This is a genomic window from Actinomadura sp. J1-007 (genome assembly GCF_009793335.1).
Taxonomy (GTDB): domain Bacteria; phylum Actinomycetota; class Actinomycetes; order Streptosporangiales; family Streptosporangiaceae; genus Spirillospora; species Spirillospora yumaensis.
The window spans coordinates 1,337,117-1,353,452 of sequence record NZ_WING01000001.1 but is presented as its reverse complement, the minus strand read 5'-3'; the positions used below and the strand labels follow the sequence as shown (position 1 = coordinate 1,353,452).

The following is a 16,336-nucleotide window of genomic DNA, read 5'->3' as shown; positions in this document are numbered from 1 at the left end:
GGTCGCGTGCCTACCTTGACCGACCTGGTCCGCGACCAGACCGACCTCACCGACACCGATCTGGAGTGGCTGCACGCCCTGGTGTCCGACTGGCAGCTCCTCGCCGACCTGTCGTTCGCGGACCTGCTGCTGTGGGTGCCGCTGCGGTCCGCCGACGACCTGCCGTCCTCCGACGGCGGGGGCCGCCCGTCGCTCCGCGCGGACACCGGCGCGACCGTCCCCGGGTGGGTCGCGATCGCGCAGATGCGCCCGACGACCGGCCCGACCGCGTACCCCGAGGACCTGGTCGGCAAGGTCGTGCGCACCGGGCGGCGGGGGCTGATCGACGTGGCCTGGCGGGAGCGGCGCATCGTCCGCGAGGGCGACCCCGAATGGGGCAGCGGCATCCCGGTCCGGGAGGAGTCGATCCCCGTACGGCGCGGGGCCAAGGTCCTCGGCGTGATCCAGCGCAGCACGAACCTCTCGTCCGCCCGGACGCCGAGCCGCCTGGAGCTGACCTACCTCCAGAGCGCCAGCGACCTCGCGCAGATGATCGCCGAGGGGCGGTTCCCGGTGCCGGGGGAGGAGCCCAACCTGGTCCGCTCGCCGCGGGTCGGCGACGGGCTGATCCGGCTGGACCGTTCCGGCCGGGTGACGTACGCGAGCCCGAACGCGCAGTCGGCGTTCCGGCGGCTCGGCTTCCCGACCGACCTCGTCGGCGAGTCGCTGGGGGCCGTCACCACCGAGCTGTGCGACACCGGCGAGCCGCTGGAGGAGGCGCTGAGCGTGATCCTCAGCGGCCGGGCGCCGCGCGAGGTGGAGGTCGAGGCGCACGGCTCGGTCATGCAGCTGCGGACGATCCCGCTGGTCGTCGGCGGGACGCGCATCGGCGCGATCGTGCTGTGCCGCGACGTGACCGAGCTGCGCTGGCGCGACCGGGAGCTGATGACCAAGGACGCGACGATCCGCGAGATCCACCATCGGGTCAAGAACAACCTCCAGACGGTCGCCGCGCTGCTCCGCCTCCAGGCCCGCCGGCTGCGGATCCCCGAGGGGCGCGCCGCGCTGGACGAGGCGGTACGGCGCGTCGGGTCGATCGCGATCGTGCACGAGACGCTCTCGCACACCCCCGACGAGCTGATCGACTTCGACGACATCGCCGACCGGGTGATCCAGATGGCGGGCGAGGTCTCCACCCCCGAGTCGAACGTGACACCGAAGCGCACCGGCAGCTTCGGCGTGCTGCCCGCCGAGATCGCGACGCCGCTCGCCATGGCGCTGACCGAGCTGCTCCAGAACGCGCTCGAACACGGGCTGTCCGACCGGTTCGGCACCCTGGAGGTCGTCGCCTGCCGCTACGGGGAGGGCAACGCGCCCGCCGACCCGTTCGGCGTCGCGGTCTGGGGCGACTGGCCGGGCGGCTCGCCCGAGGCCCCGGCCGCGAACGGCGCGCCCGAGGGCGAGGGCCGCCGCCTCATCGCGGTCGTGGTGGACGACGGCGTCGGGCTGCCCGACGACTTCGACGTGGAGAGCAGCAACAGCCTCGGGCTCCAGATCGTCCGCACCCTGATCGTCGGCGAACTGGGCGGACGCCTGGACTTCCGGGCCCGCCAGGGAGGCGGCACGGAGGTCGTAGTGGACGTCCCACTGGAACACCACCGCCCAGGCCCACCCCCCCGCTGACCCCTACGGCCCCCGGCCCTGCGCTGATGTCTGCGGGTGGCGTCCGGCCCGCGCTGATCCGTGCGGTGCCCGGTCCTGCGCTGATGTCTGCGGGCGGCGCCCGGCCCGCAGTGATCCGCGTCGGCACGCGGCCCCGTGCTGCTGCGTGCGGGCGGTGCCCGGCCCTGCGCTGATCCGTGCGGTGCCCGGTTCCGCGCTGACGTGTGCGGGTGGCGGCTGGCGGGCGCTGGTGTGTGCGGGAGGCGTGTGTCCGGATGTGACAAGCGCCCGCGACGGGGTCGCGGGCGCTTGATGTCAGCGCGCGGGCGGCGGGTGCTGTCCGGCCCCGGAGGGTTCGGAGGCGTGCCGCTCGCGGGTGGGTTCCGCCGGGAGCCGGTGCGCGCGGGCCGTCAGGCGCGCGGCATGAGGCCGGTCGCGGCGGCGCGGGCGCGGGCCCGCGCGGTGCGGCGCTTGAGGGCGCGGCGCTCGTCCTCGCCCATTCCGCCCCAGACGCCCGAGTCCTGCCCGGACTCCAGCGCCCAGCGCAGGCACGCGTCGGTCACGTCGCAGCGCCTGCATACCTGCTTGGCCTCTTCGATCTGCAGAATCGCGGGCCCGGTGTTTCCGATCGGGAAGAACAACTCGGGGTCCACGTCACGGCAGGCTGCGCGGTGGCGCCAGTCCATGCGGTCCACTCCTCTGTCAGCGTGGCGGAGATACTCCACTTGTGAACGGTTTCACATGTCGCGACACACCCCGGGCGCTGATGGCTTGCCTCAGGGATGATTGTTGTGCGGCGCCGCGTGTCAGGAGGCCGACGGCGTTGGGGCCCCTGGCGGCTGGCGCACTTTGAGCGTGTCAGGGGCGTCTGGCCAGGCGCAAGACCTTTGAGAAGGGATTCTCAAAGTATGGGTGTCGCATGTGTCACATCAGTGGGTCGGGCCGGTTGCTTTGTTGTTAACAGGCGGCCCGTTCGGCCTCATATGACGATCCGTACCGCCTTGGGCACCGCCCGGAACACGATGTGCTCTCGCTCACCAAGGTAGTCGCCGTCCAGTTGAAAGGCCACGGGACGCTCCGCGCGCAATGTGAGCTCCGCCGCGTCGTGCACGTTCAGCACGTTGCGGCCCTGAACGGGGCGGGTGCGCGCGACCAGCATCTGCGCGAGCGCGGCGAGCGTCGGCGCCACGCCCAGCGAGCGCATCCCGAACACGTCCAGGCCGCGGGAGAAGTTGGCCTTCGGACTCGGATTCACCGGAAGGCTGCCGACGAAAGTCCATGGCGAGGTATTGGAGACGAACGCGAGAAACAGCCCCGATTCGGCGGGGCGTCCCGGCACTTCCAGCGTTACCGCGGGCCGCCTCCGGTCGGTGCCGGAGAAGAAATGGCGGACGGCGGTGCGCACATAGAGCGACGGGTCGGCGCGGGCGCCCTCGTCCCGCCGCCGCTCGACCTCGCGGACGACCTCCGCGTCCAGCCCGACGCCGCCGCAGAACGTGAAGTAACGCTCGGTGACGCCGTCGTACGAGGCGGAGCCGAGGCCGACGGTGCGGTGCCGGCCCGCGCGCAGCGCCTCCAGGACGACCCGGGTCGCGCCGAGCGGGTCGCCGGGCAGCCCGACCGCGCGGGCGAACACGTTGGCGCTGCCGCACGGCACGACGGCGAGCGCGGGCAGGTCGGGGGAGGGGCCGTCGACGAGCAGCCCGTTGACGGTCTCGTTGACGGTGCCGTCGCCGCCGAGCGCGATCACCACGTCGAACCCGTCGTCCGCCGCGCGGCGCGCGAGCTCGGTCGCGTGGCCGCGGTGCCCGGTCTCGGCGGTGACGAGGTCGAGATCGCCGGCGAAGGCCCGCACGAGCAGGTCGCGGGCCCGCCGGGAGGTCGAGGTCGCCATCGGGTTGGCGATCAGCATGGCGCGCACGGCGTCAGCGTATCGATGTCGGCAGGGCCCGGCGCCGGGCGACCGGCCGAACGCCCTTCCGCGCGCCCTTCCAGGCGGCCGCGCGGGCGGGGCGGAGGCCCGGCGGGACGGCGCGCGGGGGCGAGTAGGGTTTCGGATTGTGCAGAAGCGTCCCAGCGCCGTGATCGCCGCCGCCGCCCTCGAAGCCGCCGAAGGGCTGGCCGCCGTCGCCTTCGGCGCGTACGTGGGGGTGGAGACGGCCGTCGGGGCCGCCGTCGACCCGATGAGCGGGATCGGCGTGACCCTCCTCGCGCTCGCGGGCGGCATCGGGATGCTCGCCTGCGCGCGGGGGATCCTGCGCGCCGAGCCGTGGAGCCGCGCGCCGACGGTGCTGACGCAGCTGTTCGCGCTGCCGGTGGCGTGGTCGCTGTGGCAGAGCGACCAGCCGTTCTACGCGGTCCCGCTCGGCGTCGTCGCCGTGCTGGCGCTGATCACGGTCCTCAGCCCGCCGAGCACCGCGTGGCTCGTCCAGGACCGGGAGCTGGACGACGAGGACGACGAGGACGCCACGGCCGACGTGAACGACACCGGCACCGCTACAGGCGGGGCGAAGGGCGCGGGCCGGGAGGTCAAGGTCGGCGAGCCCGTTCAGGGGGGCAAGGGCGCTCAGGCCGCGAAGGGCGGCAAGGGGGCCGGGAACGCGAAGGGCGGTAAGGGGGCCGGGGGCGGGAAGGGCTCTCCGGCCGCGAAGAGTCCCAAGAGCCCCAAGAGTGCCAACGGCCCCAAGGGCGGCAAGAGCGCCTAGGCGGGTGGACGGGGCTCGTCCGCGCGGAGCCACCGGCGGGACGGCCGGGGCGCCCCTCGGCCGGGGCCCGCTCCGAGGATTCCAGGGAGGGCCGGCCGGGGGCGCCGGGGTCGGGCGTCGGTCACTCGTCGGCGGTGAGGCCCTCGCGGAGCTGGGCGAGGGTGCGGGCCAGCAGCCGCGAGACGTGCATCTGGGAGATGCCGAGCTCGGCGGCGATCTGCGACTGGGTCATGTTGCCGAAGAACCTCAGCAGGAGGATCTTCTTCTCGCGCGCGGGCAGCTTCTCCAGCAGCGGCTTGAGGGACTCGCGGTACTCCACGCCCTCCAGCGACTCGTCGATCATGCCGAGCGAGTCGGCGACGGCGGGGGCGTCCTCGTCCCCGGAGTCGGGGGCGTCGAGGGACACCGTGGAGTAGGCGTTGGCCGACTCCAGCCCTTCGAGCACCTCCTCCTCGGTCATCTGGAGGTGGGCGGCGAGCTCGCTGACCGTGGGCGCCCGGCCCTCGCGCTGGGCGAGGTCGCTGATCGCCTTGGTGAGCGAGAGCTTGAGCTCCTGGAGCCGGCGCGGCACCCGGACGGCCCAGCCCTTGTCGCGGAAGTGCCGCTTGATCTCGCCGACGATCGTGGGCGTGGCGTAGGTGGAGAACTCCACGCCGCGGCCGAGGTCGAACCGGTCGATCGACTTGATCAGCCCGATGGTCGCGACCTGGATCAGGTCGTCGAGCCACTCGCCGCGGTTGCGGAACCTGCGGGCCAGGTACTCCACCAGCGGCAGGTGCAGCTCGACGAGCTGGTCGCGGATGCGCTGGCGCTCCGGGTCGCCCTCGGGGAGCTGCGCGAGGCGCTCGAACAGGGCGCGGGCCCGCGCGCGGTCGGGGACCGCGCTGTCGGTGCGCTCGGTGCTCGCCGCGGCGTCGGTGGCGCCCGCGACGGTCGTCTTCTCTGTCACGGGGCCCCCGCACCGCCGCGGCGCTTCTGTAGCGTCACGGTCACCCGGTCGTCGGCGCCGACCCGGGCGTCCACCTCGCCCGCGAGGGACGAGAGGACCGTCCAGGCGAACGTGTCGCGGCTCGGCTCGCGCCCGTCCACGGTCAGCACCGCGACGGAGATCCGCATCGCGTCGCCGTTGAGCTCGAACTCGCAGATCAGGTCCGTGCCGGGCACCGCCTGGGCGAGGAGCATCGCGCACGCCTCGTCCACCGCGATGCGCAGGTCCTCGATCTCGTCCAGCGTGAAGTCGAGTCTGGCCGCGAGCCCCGCGGTGGCGGTCCGCAGGACGGACAGGTACGCGCTGGCGGCGGGAAGCTTCACCGTCACCACATCGCGTACGGACAACTTGGTACTGGCCGGCATTGCAGCGGTTTCCTCTGTCACGTCACTCCCTCGCAGGATGGTCCCGCTCCTTTGAAACTACCGCCTGCGGAGGCCGCTGCGAGACTTCGGCGCGCGTGGCTTTCGCACCAATGTCCGCGCTGACGAGACAGAAAGCTCGCTAAACGTTCTTCAACGGAGAAAATGGTCACCTTTCGCTCGCGGCGGCGGCGGCCTCCGGGGACCGCCGGGGCGGCGGCAGCAGGGCGCCGCGATGCCCGATGACGCGGGCCGCGAGGCGGTTGGCGGCCTCGGCCGCCGCGCGCGGCGGGGCTCCGCCGATCCGGGCCGCGAGGTAGCCGCCGTTGAACGAGTCGCCCGCCGCCGTGGTGTCGATCACCCGGGCGCCCCGGACCGCGGGGACCGCCTCGGCGTTCTCCGCGTCCGCGACGACGCAGCCCTGCTCGCCGACCTTGACGACGATCTCGCCGACCCCGGCGGCGCGGAGCCGCCGGACCGAGTCGCGGGCGGACGCGTCGCCGAAGACCGCGCGGTCGTCGGCCAGCGTCGGCAGCGCCACGTCCGTGCGGGCGAGCACCGCCGACATCGCCGCCGCCGCGAGGGCCGGGGAGGGCCATCCGGACGGCCGGTAGTTGCCGTCGAACGCCACGAGCCCGCCCCGGCGGCGCGTCTCGTCCAGCACGCCGAGCAGGCGGTCGCGGGCGGGCGGCGTCAGGATCGACAGCGTGATCCCGGACAGGTAGACCAGGTCGTGGTCGGCGATCGCGTCGTCCACCGAGTCCGGGTGGGCGGGGCCGAACAGGCCGCGCGCCGCCGACTGCGACCGGTAGTAGTGGAATGTCCGCTCTCCGTGCTCGTCGGTGCGGATCAGGTAGAGGCCGGCCTGGCCTCCGGGTCGGGCGAGCGCGTGCGCCGCGCCGACCCCGTGCTCGGCCCACGCGGCGCGCATCCGCTCGCTGTACGGGTCGTCGCCCACGATCGTCACGAACTGCGCGTCGACCGCGCCGGGCGGGGCGTCGCGCGCCAGGTAGGCGGCGGTGTTGAAGACGTCGCCCGCGTAGCCGACGGCGAGCCGGTCGGGCGCCACGTGACTCAGTTCGATCATGCATTCGCCGATGAGCGCGACCCGGGCGGGTGCGCGCCTTCCGATCGTCTCCAGAGCGGCCATGGGGCTCCAAAATCTCGTCGCTCCGCTCGACGATACATCTAGACAGCAAGTGATCTGATGACTAAGACTGCGGGTGCCGTGGTCCACAGGCCGCGCCCCGCCGTCCGTGCCGACACCCGCGAGGGACACCCACCAAGGAGGGCCGCCATGCAGGCGCCGACCGACCGCCCCGCCTTCGACGCAGACCCGATGCGGCGCTACGAGACCGACGGATACGCGATCTTCAGGAACGTGCTGGACGCGGAGCTGATCGAGGAGGCCGACCGGCACGTCCGCTGGCTCCAGGAGCGCCACCCCGACCGCACCGGCGAGGACCTGTCGCACGACCTGGTCGCCAAGGACCCGTTCTGGGTGCGGCTCGTCTCCGACGACCGCCTGCTCGACGTGGCGCAGCGCTTCGTCGGCCCCGACATCGCGCTGTTCGCGTCGGCCTACATCTCCAAGCCGCCGTTCACCGGCAAGCCCGTGCTGTGGCACCAGGACGGCGCGTTCTGGCCGCTCGACCCGATGCGGGTCGTGACGCTCTGGCTCGCGGTGGACCGCTCGACGCCCGAGAACGGCTGCCTGCGCGTCATCCCCGGCAGCCACAAGGAGGTGCTCCACGAGGTCCGCGAGCGCGGCGACGCGGGCGCGGTCTTCGGCGTGGAGAGCGCCGCCGGGGTGGACGAGTCGGAGGCCGCCGACCTGGTCCTGGAGCCGGGCGACGTCGAGGTCCACCACCCGAACATCATGCACGGCAGCGAGGCGAACGACTCGCCGTACCGGCGCTGCGGCCTCACCATCCGCTACATCCCGACCTCCACCCGCATCATCGAGGAGCCGCTGCCGTACCCGAGCGCGCTGCTGCTGCGCGGCGAGCCGGGCGTGAACGAGTACCAGCCGCGCCCGCGCTACGTCGAGGGACTGCACATGCCGTTCCGCGGCTGCGAGGACTGGGCGTAGGGGACCGCGCGTGACGTACCGACGCCATCGCCCCGCCCGCAACTGGGGCGCCCGCGTGCACGAGATCACCTGGGCCGGACTGCGCGCCGTGGTCCTGGAGAACGAGCTGCTGCGCGTCACCGTCCTGGCGGGCAAGGGCGGCGACGTCGCCGAGTTCTGCCACAAGCCCAGCGACACCGACTTCGTGTGGCTGTCGCCGGACGGGCTCCGCAACCCGCGCGACGTGGCGGGCGGCGCGTCCGACGACACCGCCGCGTTCCTCGACCACTACGAGGGCGGCTGGCAGGAGGTGCTCCCGAACGGCGGCGCGCCCTCCTCCTACCGGGGCGCCGCGCTCGCGCAGCACGGCGAGGTCGCGAGCCTGCCGTGGGACGCGGACATCGTGGCCGACGACGCGGGTGAGGTCGCGGTCAGGCTGACCGTCCGGGGCCGCCGGATGCCGCTGCGCCTGGCCAAGACGTTCCGGCTCCGCTCCGGCGAGGCCGAGCTGGTCGTCGAGGAGGAGCTGGAGAACGAGGCGGGCGTGCCGCTGGAGGTGATGTGGGGGCACCACATCGTGTTCGGCGCGCCGTTCCTGCGGCCGGGGCACCGGATCAGGCTCCCCGCCGGGGCCGAGGTGGTCCCGCATCCGGAGGCGATCGGCCCGGGAGGGCGGCGCCGCGTCCGGGAGGGCGGGCCGTACGCCTGGCCGCACGTCCCGTCCGCGGACGGCGGCGGGACGGTGGACCTCAGCGTGGTCCCCGAACGCGGCGCGCCGAGCGAGATCGTCTACCTGACCGGCCTCGGCGAGGGACGCTACGAGGTGATCGACCCGGGCGGGGGGCCCGGCCTGCGGGTCCGCTGGGACGCGGCGGTGCTGCCGTACCTGTGGCTCTGGCAGGAGCTCGGCGCGACCGTCGACCACCCCTGGTGGGGCCGGGCGTACGTGGTGGGGCTGGAGCCGTTCGCCGGATACCCGACGGACGGGCTCGCGGCGGCCGTCGAGAACGGCTCCGCGCTCCGCCTCGCCCCGTACGGCACGAGGAAGCTGTGGCTGCGCGCGGGCGTGGTCGAGGAGAGGGAGCGGCAGTGACGGAGCACGAGGACAGCGGCCGGAGTGCGGGCGCGCAGGGGGCGCCCGGTGCGGGCGGGCGGGACTTCGCGGGCAAGGTCGCCCTGGTCACCGGGGGCTCGCTCGGCATCGGCAGGGCCGTCGTCGAACGGCTCGCCGCGGACGGCGCGGCGGTGGCGTTCTGCGGGATCGGCGAGGACGCCGTCTGCGAGGCCGAACGCGACCTGCGCGCGGCGGGCGCGGACGTCACCGGCGTGACGGCGGACGTGACCGACGCCGCGGCGATGCGGGACCTCGTGGCGACCGCCGTGTCCCGGTACGGCGGCCTCGACACCGTGGTGACCTGCGCGGGCGTCCAGCGGTACGGCACGGTCGAGGACACCTCCGAGGAGGTCTGGGACGAGGTCCTCGACGTCAACGTCAAGGGCGTCTACCTGGCCTGCCGCGCGGCGGTGCCCGAACTGCGCCGGCGCGGCGGCGGGACGATCGTCACCGTCTCGTCGGTGCAGGCGTTCGTGTCGCAGGCCCGCGTCGCCGCGTACAGCGCCAGCAAGGCCGCGATCAACGCGCTGACCCGTTCGATGGCGCTCGACCACGCGGCCGACGGCATCCGCGCGAACACGGTCTGCCCCGGCTCGGTCGACACCCCCATGCTGCGCTGGGCGGCCGACCTGTTCCGCGGCGACAGGCCCCAGGACGAGCAGGTCGCCGAGTGGGGCCGCACCCATCCGCTCGGCCGCGTCGCGCGCCCGGAGGAGGTGGCCGAGGTCGTCGCGTTCCTGGCCGGACCGCGCTCCTCGTTCGTCACGGGCGCGGAGCACCGCGTGGACGGCGGCCTCCTCGCCGTCAACCCGGCCGCCCTCCCCGACTGACCCACTGGCCTGCTGCCTCACTGTCCCGCTGCCTCAGTGACCCACTGCCCCGCTGACCCACTGCCCCGCTGACCGAGTCCGCCGACCGACTCCCGGCCGTCACGGCCGTTCTTCGGCCACCCCGAGGCCGGGGCCACCCCCGAGACCAGGTTCCGGTTCAGGTTCACCGTTCTGCTGGAGGTTTCGCATGCACGGAAAAACCCCCTCAAGGCGAGCGCGCGCGCTGCTCGCGTCCGCGCTCGCGGCGGCGGGGATCGCCGCCGTCACGGGCGCGGTTCCCGCGAACGCCCAGGCGGGGGCGTCCGCCGGGCCGGTGTGCGCCGGCAAGCCCGCGCCGACGTTCGCCCAGGGCACGAAGAACGCCGCTCTGAACGACAAGTTCACCGCCTACGGCAACGACAACACCCGCCTGGACGACTGGACGGGCGCCGACTCCACCTACTCGCTGAAGCTGTCGGACGGGCGGATCGTCTACGCCTACTCCGACACGTTCCTCGGCAAGGTCAACCCGGACGGCTCGCGGCCGCTCGTCACGGACGAGGGCGGGACGACGCCGTTCCTCAACAACTCGTTCGTCGTGCAGTCCACCGCGGGCAGGCTCAGCACGGTCCACCGGGGCCCGGCCGCCGACCCGGTCGAGCCGATGCCGCCGCCCGCGCCCGCGCACTGGTACTGGGCGGGCGACCTGACCCAGAGCGGCTCGGACGTCCAGCAGATCTACCGCGAGTACTACGACCCCGACCCTGACAACGGCAATCCGTGGGACATGAAGTTCACCCGCAACGTCCTCGCGCGCTTCCCGACCACCTCGCTCGCCAAGCCGACCGAGGTGCGCGAGATGCCGTCGGCGACGGGCGTCCAGTGGGGCTCGGCGCTGCTCAAGGACGGCGGCTACACCTACGTCTACGGCACCGAGGACCACATTGGCAGCGACAACAAGAACGTCAAGTACCTGCACGCGGCGCGGGTGAAGGGCACCGACCTGCGCGGCGAGTGGGAGTTCCGGACCGCGGGCGGCGGCTGGTCGTCCGAGGAGGTCGACTCGGCCCGGCTGCTGAGCGGCGTCTCCAACGAGTTCAGCGTCACGCGGCGCGGCTCGCACTACATCCTGGTCAACCAGGACACCGAGATCGCGTTCGGCGCGGAGATCGACGTGCTGACCTCGTGCTCGGCGGACGGCCCGTTCAGCGGCGAGCAGACCGTGTACACCACGCCCGAGACCGGCGAGTTCGGCGACTACAGGAACAAGAACATCTACACCTACAACGCCCACCAGCACGCGTCCCTCTCGACCTCCGGAAAGCTCGTGATCTCCTACAACGTCAACAGCCTGGACCCGGACAAGGGGATCGACAACGACAACTACCAGCAGGTCAGCATCTACCGGGCCCGGTACGTCGACGTCCGGGTGAGCGGCTGACATGAACCCGGAGCCCACCGCCCGGCCGGCGTCCGCAGCGCGCGACCGCATGGACCCCGAGCTCGCCGGCGCCCTCACCGGGATGCCGTACGTCGGGCTGGCCGACCCCGGCGCGGCCCGCGCCGCGATGCGCGACCTGGTCGCCGTGCTGAGCGAGCCCGCGTCCGACGAGCGCGTCGAAGTGGCGGACCGGGAGGTCCCCGGGCCGCCCGGCGCCCCGCCGGTCCCGGTACGGACCTACCGGCCGCGGTGGGCTCCGGGCGCGTCCCCCTCCCGCGCCCCGGCGGCGGAAGGCGGCCCGGAGCCGGGACGCGACCGTTCGCCGGTGCTCGTCTACTTCCACGGGGGCGGCTTCGTCACCGGCGACCTCGGGAACGAGCACGCCCGCTGCCTGGACATCGCCGCGGACGGCATCGCGGTCGTGTCGGTGGACTACCGCCTCGCTCCCGAGCACCCGTTCCCCGCCGGGTTCCTCGACTGCTACGCCGCGACGGTCTGGGCGTACGAGCACGCGGCGGAGCTCGGCGCGGACCCGTCCCGGATCGCGGTCGGAGGCGGCAGCGCGGGCGGCGGCCTCGCGGCGGCCGTCGCCCTGCGCGCCCGCGACGAGAACGGCCCGCCGCTCGCGTTCCAGCTCCTGCTGTACCCGGTCCTGGACGACCGCATGGACACCCCGTCCATGCGGGCGTTCACCGAGCCGCCCCTGTTCAACCGCGGCGACGTCGCCCACATGTGGCGCCACTACCTCAAGGGCTCCCCGGACGCGGCGAGTCGCGGCGCGCCGGTGTACGCGGCGCCCGCGCGGGCCGGCGACCTGCGCGGGCTGCCGCCCGCCTACGTGCTCGCGGCCGAGTTCGACCCGTTGCGGGACGAGGACCTGGACTACGCGCGGCGGCTGATCGAGGCCGGGGTGCCGACCGAGCTGCGGCACGTCCCGGGCGTCTACCACGGGTTCGACGGCGTCGTTCAGGCGCGGGTGGCGCGTCGGGCGCTCGCCGAGCAGCGGCGCGCGCTGCGGGAGGCGCTGGGAAGTGCCGGCCGGGTGCTGGACATCACAGTCGACTAAGTGATTAGATGACTTTACTTCTTTCGGATGGTGAGGTGGCGATGTCCCAGGATGTGGCCCGGCCCAGCCTCTCGGACGCTCTGACCGAGCGGATGCTGGAGCTGATCAGGTCGGGCGGCCTGCGCGCCGGCGACCGGCTGCCGTCGGCCCGGGAGCTCTCGCGGCGGTTCGCGGTGACCACGCCGACGCTGCGGGAGGCGCTGCGGCGCCTGGAGGCCACCGGGGCGATCCAGCTCCGGCACGGCTCGGGCATCTACGTGGGCGCCGACCTGGAACGGGTCGTGATCCCCAACCCCAACGTCCGCACCCTCGGCGGCGGCCGGCTGCTCCAGCTCCTGGACGCCCGGCTGCTGATCGAGCCGCCGCTCGCCGCGCAGGCGGCGCGCCGGTCCGAGGCGGCCGACCTGGACCGGCTGCGGTCCGTCCTGGACGACGCGAGCCACCACCTGTCGGGCGACGACAACCGGCTGCACGACGCCAACATGGCGTTCCACCGCGCCGCCGCCACCGCCGCCGGCAACTCCGTCCTGGAGGAGGTCATCGACTCGCTGCTGTCGGTGCACGCCTCCGAGCAGCGCGAGATACAGCGGATCTTCGACGACCGCACCCGCGACTACGAGGAGCACCGGGCGATCCTCGGCGCCATCGAGCGCGGCGACGGCCCCGGGGCCGAGGACCACATGCGGGCCCACCTCGCCGAGGTCAAGGACGTCATCGAGGAACGCATCGCGGAGGGCTGAGCCCACCCGCTCGCCCACCCGCTCGCCCGTCCCTCCCACGCCCCACTCCCACTTCCACTCCCACTCCTGCGACGGCCGCACCCCCTCGGTTCGTCCGCCCCGTTCGCAACCCCGTTCGTCCACCCGTTCGTCCGCCCCGTTTGGCACGATCCAGGCGGCGGGGACCCGAGCCGCCCGGCGGCCCCCCGACCCACCACCCACCCCGAACGACCGATCTCGACTCTCGATCCCTCAGGGCACCCACCCCGAAGCAAGGAGGCCCCCCATGATGTCGTCGAAGCGACTGCGGGTGACCGCACTCACCATGGGCGCGCTGCTCGTCGCCACCGGCTGCGGCTCCGGCTCAGACGGCTCCGGCGGGAAGAAGTCGGAGCTGAAGCTCTACAACGACAAGGGCGCGTGGACGCCGTTCTTCGAGCAGATGGGCGCCCTGTCCAAGCAGCAGAACGGGCTCGGCGTGAAGCCGGTCGGCTACACCGACGAGCCGACCTACACCGCGTTCATCAAGACCTCGTTCCGCACCAAGGTCAAGCCGGACCTGTTCACCTGGACGACCGGCGGCCGCCTTGAGGAGATCGTCAAGCAGAACCAGGTCGCCGACACCAGCGACATCTGGCGCGCGGGCGTCCAGAGCGGCGACCTGAGCGCGGCGCTCCAGAAGTACTACACGGTGAAGGGCAAGCAGTACTGCGTGCCGCTGAACACCGCCTACTGGGGCATGTTCTACAACAAGAAGATCTTCGACCGGTACAAGCTGAAGCCGCCGACGACCTGGGCCGAGCTGATGAAGGCCGCCGAGACGCTGAAGTCGAAGGGCCAGGTGCCGTTCCACCACTCCTCGCCGACGTCGCTGTTCTCGTTCGTCTGGTTCGAGCAGCTCCTCGCGGGCACCGACCCCGACCTCTACGAGCGGCTGAGCAACGGGCAGGCGTCCTACACCGACCCGGGCGTGGTCAAGGTGATGGAGCAGTGGAAGTCGATGATCGAGGGCGGCTACTTCAGCAACCCCGGCGACAAGAACGACCCCGCCGACCACTTCAAGTCCGGCAAGGCCGCGATGGCGCTGATGGGCACGTGGTTCAACACGAGCATGACGCAGCGCGGGCTGAAGCAGGGCAAGGACTACGGCTTCTTCATGATGCCGAACGTCGCGCCGAGCCTGCCGAAGCGCTCGCTGGTCTTCGAGAGCGGCCCGCTCTGCTCGCTGCGCAAGGCGCCCGACGGCGAGGCCAGCACCAAGTTCCTCAAGTGGTGGGTGACGCCGCCCGCGCAGGAGAAGTGGGCCAACACCCGCGGCGACGTCTCCGGCAACCCGAAGGTCAAGGTCGCCGACCCCGCGCTCGACAAGATCACCAAGGAGGCCGGGGGCGCGGGCAACCGGCTCGTGCTGCGCTACTTCGAGGCCGCGCCGCCGCCCGTGCTGACCGAGGCGCTGAGCGGCTTCGACGGGTTCCTCGGCAAGCCCGGCACCTACCTGGACGTGCTCAAGAAGATCCAGAAGGTGAACGAGGAGTACTGGAAGACCCACGAGGACGGAAGCTGAGCCCGCCATGACAGCCAACGACGTCCTGCCGGGCCGCGCCCCGGTGATCAAGGGCAAGGGATCGGGACCCGGAGGCCGGGGCCGCGCGCGCGGCGGGCCGGGCGGAGGGCGCGGCCGCGGCCGCGCCGGACGGTTCGCGCTGTTCGGCCGGTTCCGGTTCCTGTACGTGTCGCCCGCGCTCGTCTTCGTGGCGGTGCTGCTGTACCTGCCGTTCCTGTGGACGGCGTACCTCAGCCTGACCACGTACGACGGGCTCGGCTCGCCCGCGTTCACTGGCCTGGACAACTACCGGCGGCTGCTGGAGGACGAGGCGCTGCTCACCTCGATCCGCAACACGCTCCTGTGGGTCGCCGGCACGACGCTCCTGCCGGTCGGGCTCGGCCTGCTCGTCGCCGTCCTGTCGTACGACCTGAAGGGCGGCTCGTGGTTCCGGCTGCCGTTCCTGCTGCCGTACGCGATGTCCGGCGCGGGCCTCGGCCTGATCTGGGGGTTCATCCTCCAGCCGGAAGGCATGGCCAACCAGGTGCTGTCGTTCCTCGGGATGCCGGGCGGGAACACCGAGTTCCTCCAGGACGGCCCGCGCAACACGATCGCGATGATCGTCGTGTGGGCGTGGCAGCAGCTCGGCGTCAACATGCTGCTGTTCGTCGTCGGGCTCCAGTCGATCCCGAAGGCGCCGATCGAGGCCGCCCGGCTGGACGGCGCGTCCGGCTGGCGGATGTTCCGGCACGTGATCTGGCCGCTGATGCGCCCGCTGACCACGGTCGTGTTCGGGCTGGCGCTGGTCGCGAGCCTGAAGACGTTCGACATCGTCTGGGTGATGACGCAGGGCGGCCCCGGGCGGACGTCGGAGACCCTCGCGGTGACCATGTACCGCGACGTGTTCGTGGCCGACGAGTACGGCTACGGCTCGGCCGTCGCCGTCCTGCTCACCACCATCACCGGCCTGGCCTCGTACATCTACCTGCGCAGGCAGGCCGGACGGGAGGGGACCTGACATGCGCGCCCGCGACCTGAGCGGCGCCGCGCGCCGCACGCTGCTGGTCGTCCTCGGCCTCGTCTGGCTGTTCCCGACGTACCTGATCGTGGCGAACGCGGTCCGCCCGGCGACCGACTACGACCCGTCCGACGCGGTGAAGCCGCCGTCGAAGCTGGGCCTGTTCGACAACATCGGCGAGGCGTGGGACCGGACGAACGTCGGCGACACCCTCCTCAGCACCGGCCTCTACAGCATCGTCGCCCCCGCCCTCGCCGTCCTCGTCGGCGCGCTCGCCGGGTACGCGATCGTGGTGCTGCGGCTCAGGCACGGCTTCGCCTGGTTCGTGGTGATCTTCGCCGGGACCGTCGTGCCGTTCCAGATGCTGCTGGTCCCGCTGTTCATCGGCTACAGCAAGGTCTCGCTGTACGACAACCGGCTCGGCCTGATCCTGGTCTACACCGCGATCAACGTGCCGCTCGCCGCCCTGGTCATGCGCAACTTCTTCGGCAACATGGCGGTCTCGATCTACGAGGCGGCCCGGATGGACGGCGCGTCCACGTTCCGCATCTTCTGGCGGATCTACCTGCCGCTGTCGTCGGCCGCGCTCGCCGCCGTGTTCATCCTGGAGTTCACCTACGTCTGGAACGACCTGCTGTTCGGCCTCACGCTCTCGCAGACCGAGACCGTCCGGCCGGTGTGGGCCGAGCTGTCGGCCCTCACCACCGACGTGTACGCCGGGACGCCCGTGCCGATCGCGCTCGCCGCCGGGCTCGTCGTGTCGCTCCCGACCGTCGTGCTGTTCCTGGTGACGCAGCGGCTGTTCACCCGCGGGCTCACGCTCGCCCAGTTCTAGTACCCACCAGAGAGGGGGAGACGG

The 16,336-nt window shown here is 72.7% G+C and carries 16 protein-coding genes; 11 read left to right on the top strand and 5 right to left on the bottom strand.

Translation table 11 applies throughout. From position 1 onward, the window contains the following. Positions 1-6 precede the first annotated feature (6 nt). Positions 7-1,662 (top strand): PAS domain-containing sensor histidine kinase, encoded by a 1,656-nt coding sequence (locus tag GEV43_RS06110; RefSeq protein ID WP_160819842.1) that lies wholly within the window; start codon positions 7-9, stop codon positions 1,660-1,662. A 389-nt stretch (positions 1,663-2,051) separates the two neighbouring features. On the opposite strand, the gene GEV43_RS06105 is transcribed toward GEV43_RS06110, so the two are convergent. Next, the gene (locus tag GEV43_RS06105) at positions 2,052-2,327 is read right to left on the bottom strand and encodes a WhiB family transcriptional regulator (RefSeq protein ID WP_160819841.1); all 276 of its coding nucleotides are present in this window, start codon (positions 2,325-2,327) and stop codon (positions 2,052-2,054) included. Between the two features lie 293 nt (positions 2,328-2,620). After that, positions 2,621-3,562: a diacylglycerol kinase family protein gene (locus tag GEV43_RS06100; RefSeq protein WP_160819840.1), complete on the bottom strand. Its 942-nt coding sequence runs from the start codon at positions 3,560-3,562 to the stop codon at positions 2,621-2,623. A gap of 139 nt (positions 3,563-3,701) precedes the next feature. Between GEV43_RS06100 and GEV43_RS47140 the strand changes: the two genes are divergently transcribed. Beyond that, positions 3,702-4,346 carry a hypothetical protein gene (locus GEV43_RS47140; protein ID WP_206681075.1) on the top strand — a complete coding sequence of 215 codons (645 nt, stop codon included), beginning with the start codon at positions 3,702-3,704 and terminating at the stop codon, positions 4,344-4,346. Between the two features lie 121 nt (positions 4,347-4,467). Here GEV43_RS47140 and GEV43_RS06090 read toward each other — a convergent pair whose 3' ends face one another. The 3 genes from GEV43_RS06090 to GEV43_RS06080 all read right to left on the bottom strand — a co-directional run bounded on the left by GEV43_RS06090 (position 4,468) and on the right by GEV43_RS06080 (position 6,846). Next, positions 4,468-5,295: an RNA polymerase sigma factor SigF gene (locus GEV43_RS06090; RefSeq protein ID WP_164717176.1), complete on the bottom strand. Its 828-nt coding sequence runs from the start codon at positions 5,293-5,295 to the stop codon at positions 4,468-4,470. Next, positions 5,292-5,720: an anti-sigma factor gene (locus GEV43_RS06085; RefSeq protein ID WP_160819839.1), complete on the bottom strand. Its 429-nt coding sequence runs from the start codon at positions 5,718-5,720 to the stop codon at positions 5,292-5,294. The genes GEV43_RS06090 and GEV43_RS06085 overlap by 4 nt, the downstream gene beginning before the upstream one ends. A gap of 145 nt (positions 5,721-5,865) precedes the next feature. Further along, positions 5,866-6,846, bottom strand: a complete 981-nt coding sequence (locus GEV43_RS06080) for a sugar kinase (protein ID WP_160819838.1) — start codon at positions 6,844-6,846, stop codon at positions 5,866-5,868. Between the two features lie 147 nt (positions 6,847-6,993). Here GEV43_RS06080 and GEV43_RS06075 point away from each other — a divergent pair, with 147 nt between their 5' ends. The 9 genes from GEV43_RS06075 to GEV43_RS06035 all read left to right on the top strand — a co-directional run bounded on the left by GEV43_RS06075 (position 6,994) and on the right by GEV43_RS06035 (position 16,312). Next, on the top strand, positions 6,994-7,788 hold the full coding sequence (locus tag GEV43_RS06075) for a phytanoyl-CoA dioxygenase family protein (protein WP_160819837.1): 795 nt from the start codon (positions 6,994-6,996) through the stop codon (positions 7,786-7,788). 10 nt (positions 7,789-7,798) lie between these two features. Beyond that, positions 7,799-8,860 carry a DUF4432 family protein gene (locus GEV43_RS06070; RefSeq protein WP_160819836.1) on the top strand — a complete coding sequence of 354 codons (1,062 nt, stop codon included), beginning with the start codon at positions 7,799-7,801 and terminating at the stop codon, positions 8,858-8,860. Further along, positions 8,857-9,711, top strand: coding sequence for an SDR family NAD(P)-dependent oxidoreductase (locus tag GEV43_RS06065; RefSeq protein WP_160819835.1), 855 nt, complete (start codon positions 8,857-8,859; stop codon positions 9,709-9,711). Before GEV43_RS06070 ends, GEV43_RS06065 begins: the two co-directional genes overlap by 4 nt. A gap of 187 nt (positions 9,712-9,898) precedes the next feature. Then, positions 9,899-11,131 (top strand): DUF5005 domain-containing protein, encoded by a 1,233-nt coding sequence (locus GEV43_RS06060; RefSeq protein ID WP_160819834.1) that lies wholly within the window; start codon positions 9,899-9,901, stop codon positions 11,129-11,131. Position 11,132: 1 nt separating this feature from the next. Continuing rightward, on the top strand, positions 11,133-12,197 hold the full coding sequence (locus tag GEV43_RS06055; protein WP_241682802.1) for an alpha/beta hydrolase: 1,065 nt from the start codon (positions 11,133-11,135) through the stop codon (positions 12,195-12,197). A 41-nt stretch (positions 12,198-12,238) separates the two neighbouring features. Then, positions 12,239-12,937 (top strand): FadR/GntR family transcriptional regulator, encoded by a 699-nt coding sequence (locus GEV43_RS06050; RefSeq protein ID WP_160819833.1) that lies wholly within the window; start codon positions 12,239-12,241, stop codon positions 12,935-12,937. A gap of 265 nt (positions 12,938-13,202) precedes the next feature. Beyond that, positions 13,203-14,480, top strand: a complete 1,278-nt coding sequence (locus GEV43_RS06045; protein WP_241682801.1) for an ABC transporter substrate-binding protein — start codon at positions 13,203-13,205, stop codon at positions 14,478-14,480. A 7-nt stretch (positions 14,481-14,487) separates the two neighbouring features. Further along, the gene (locus tag GEV43_RS06040) at positions 14,488-15,477 is read left to right on the top strand and encodes a carbohydrate ABC transporter permease (protein WP_160819832.1); all 990 of its coding nucleotides are present in this window, start codon (positions 14,488-14,490) and stop codon (positions 15,475-15,477) included. 1 nt (position 15,478) lies between these two features. Then, on the top strand, positions 15,479-16,312 hold the full coding sequence (locus tag GEV43_RS06035; protein ID WP_160819831.1) for a carbohydrate ABC transporter permease: 834 nt from the start codon (positions 15,479-15,481) through the stop codon (positions 16,310-16,312). The last annotated feature ends 24 nt before the right edge of the window (positions 16,313-16,336 follow it).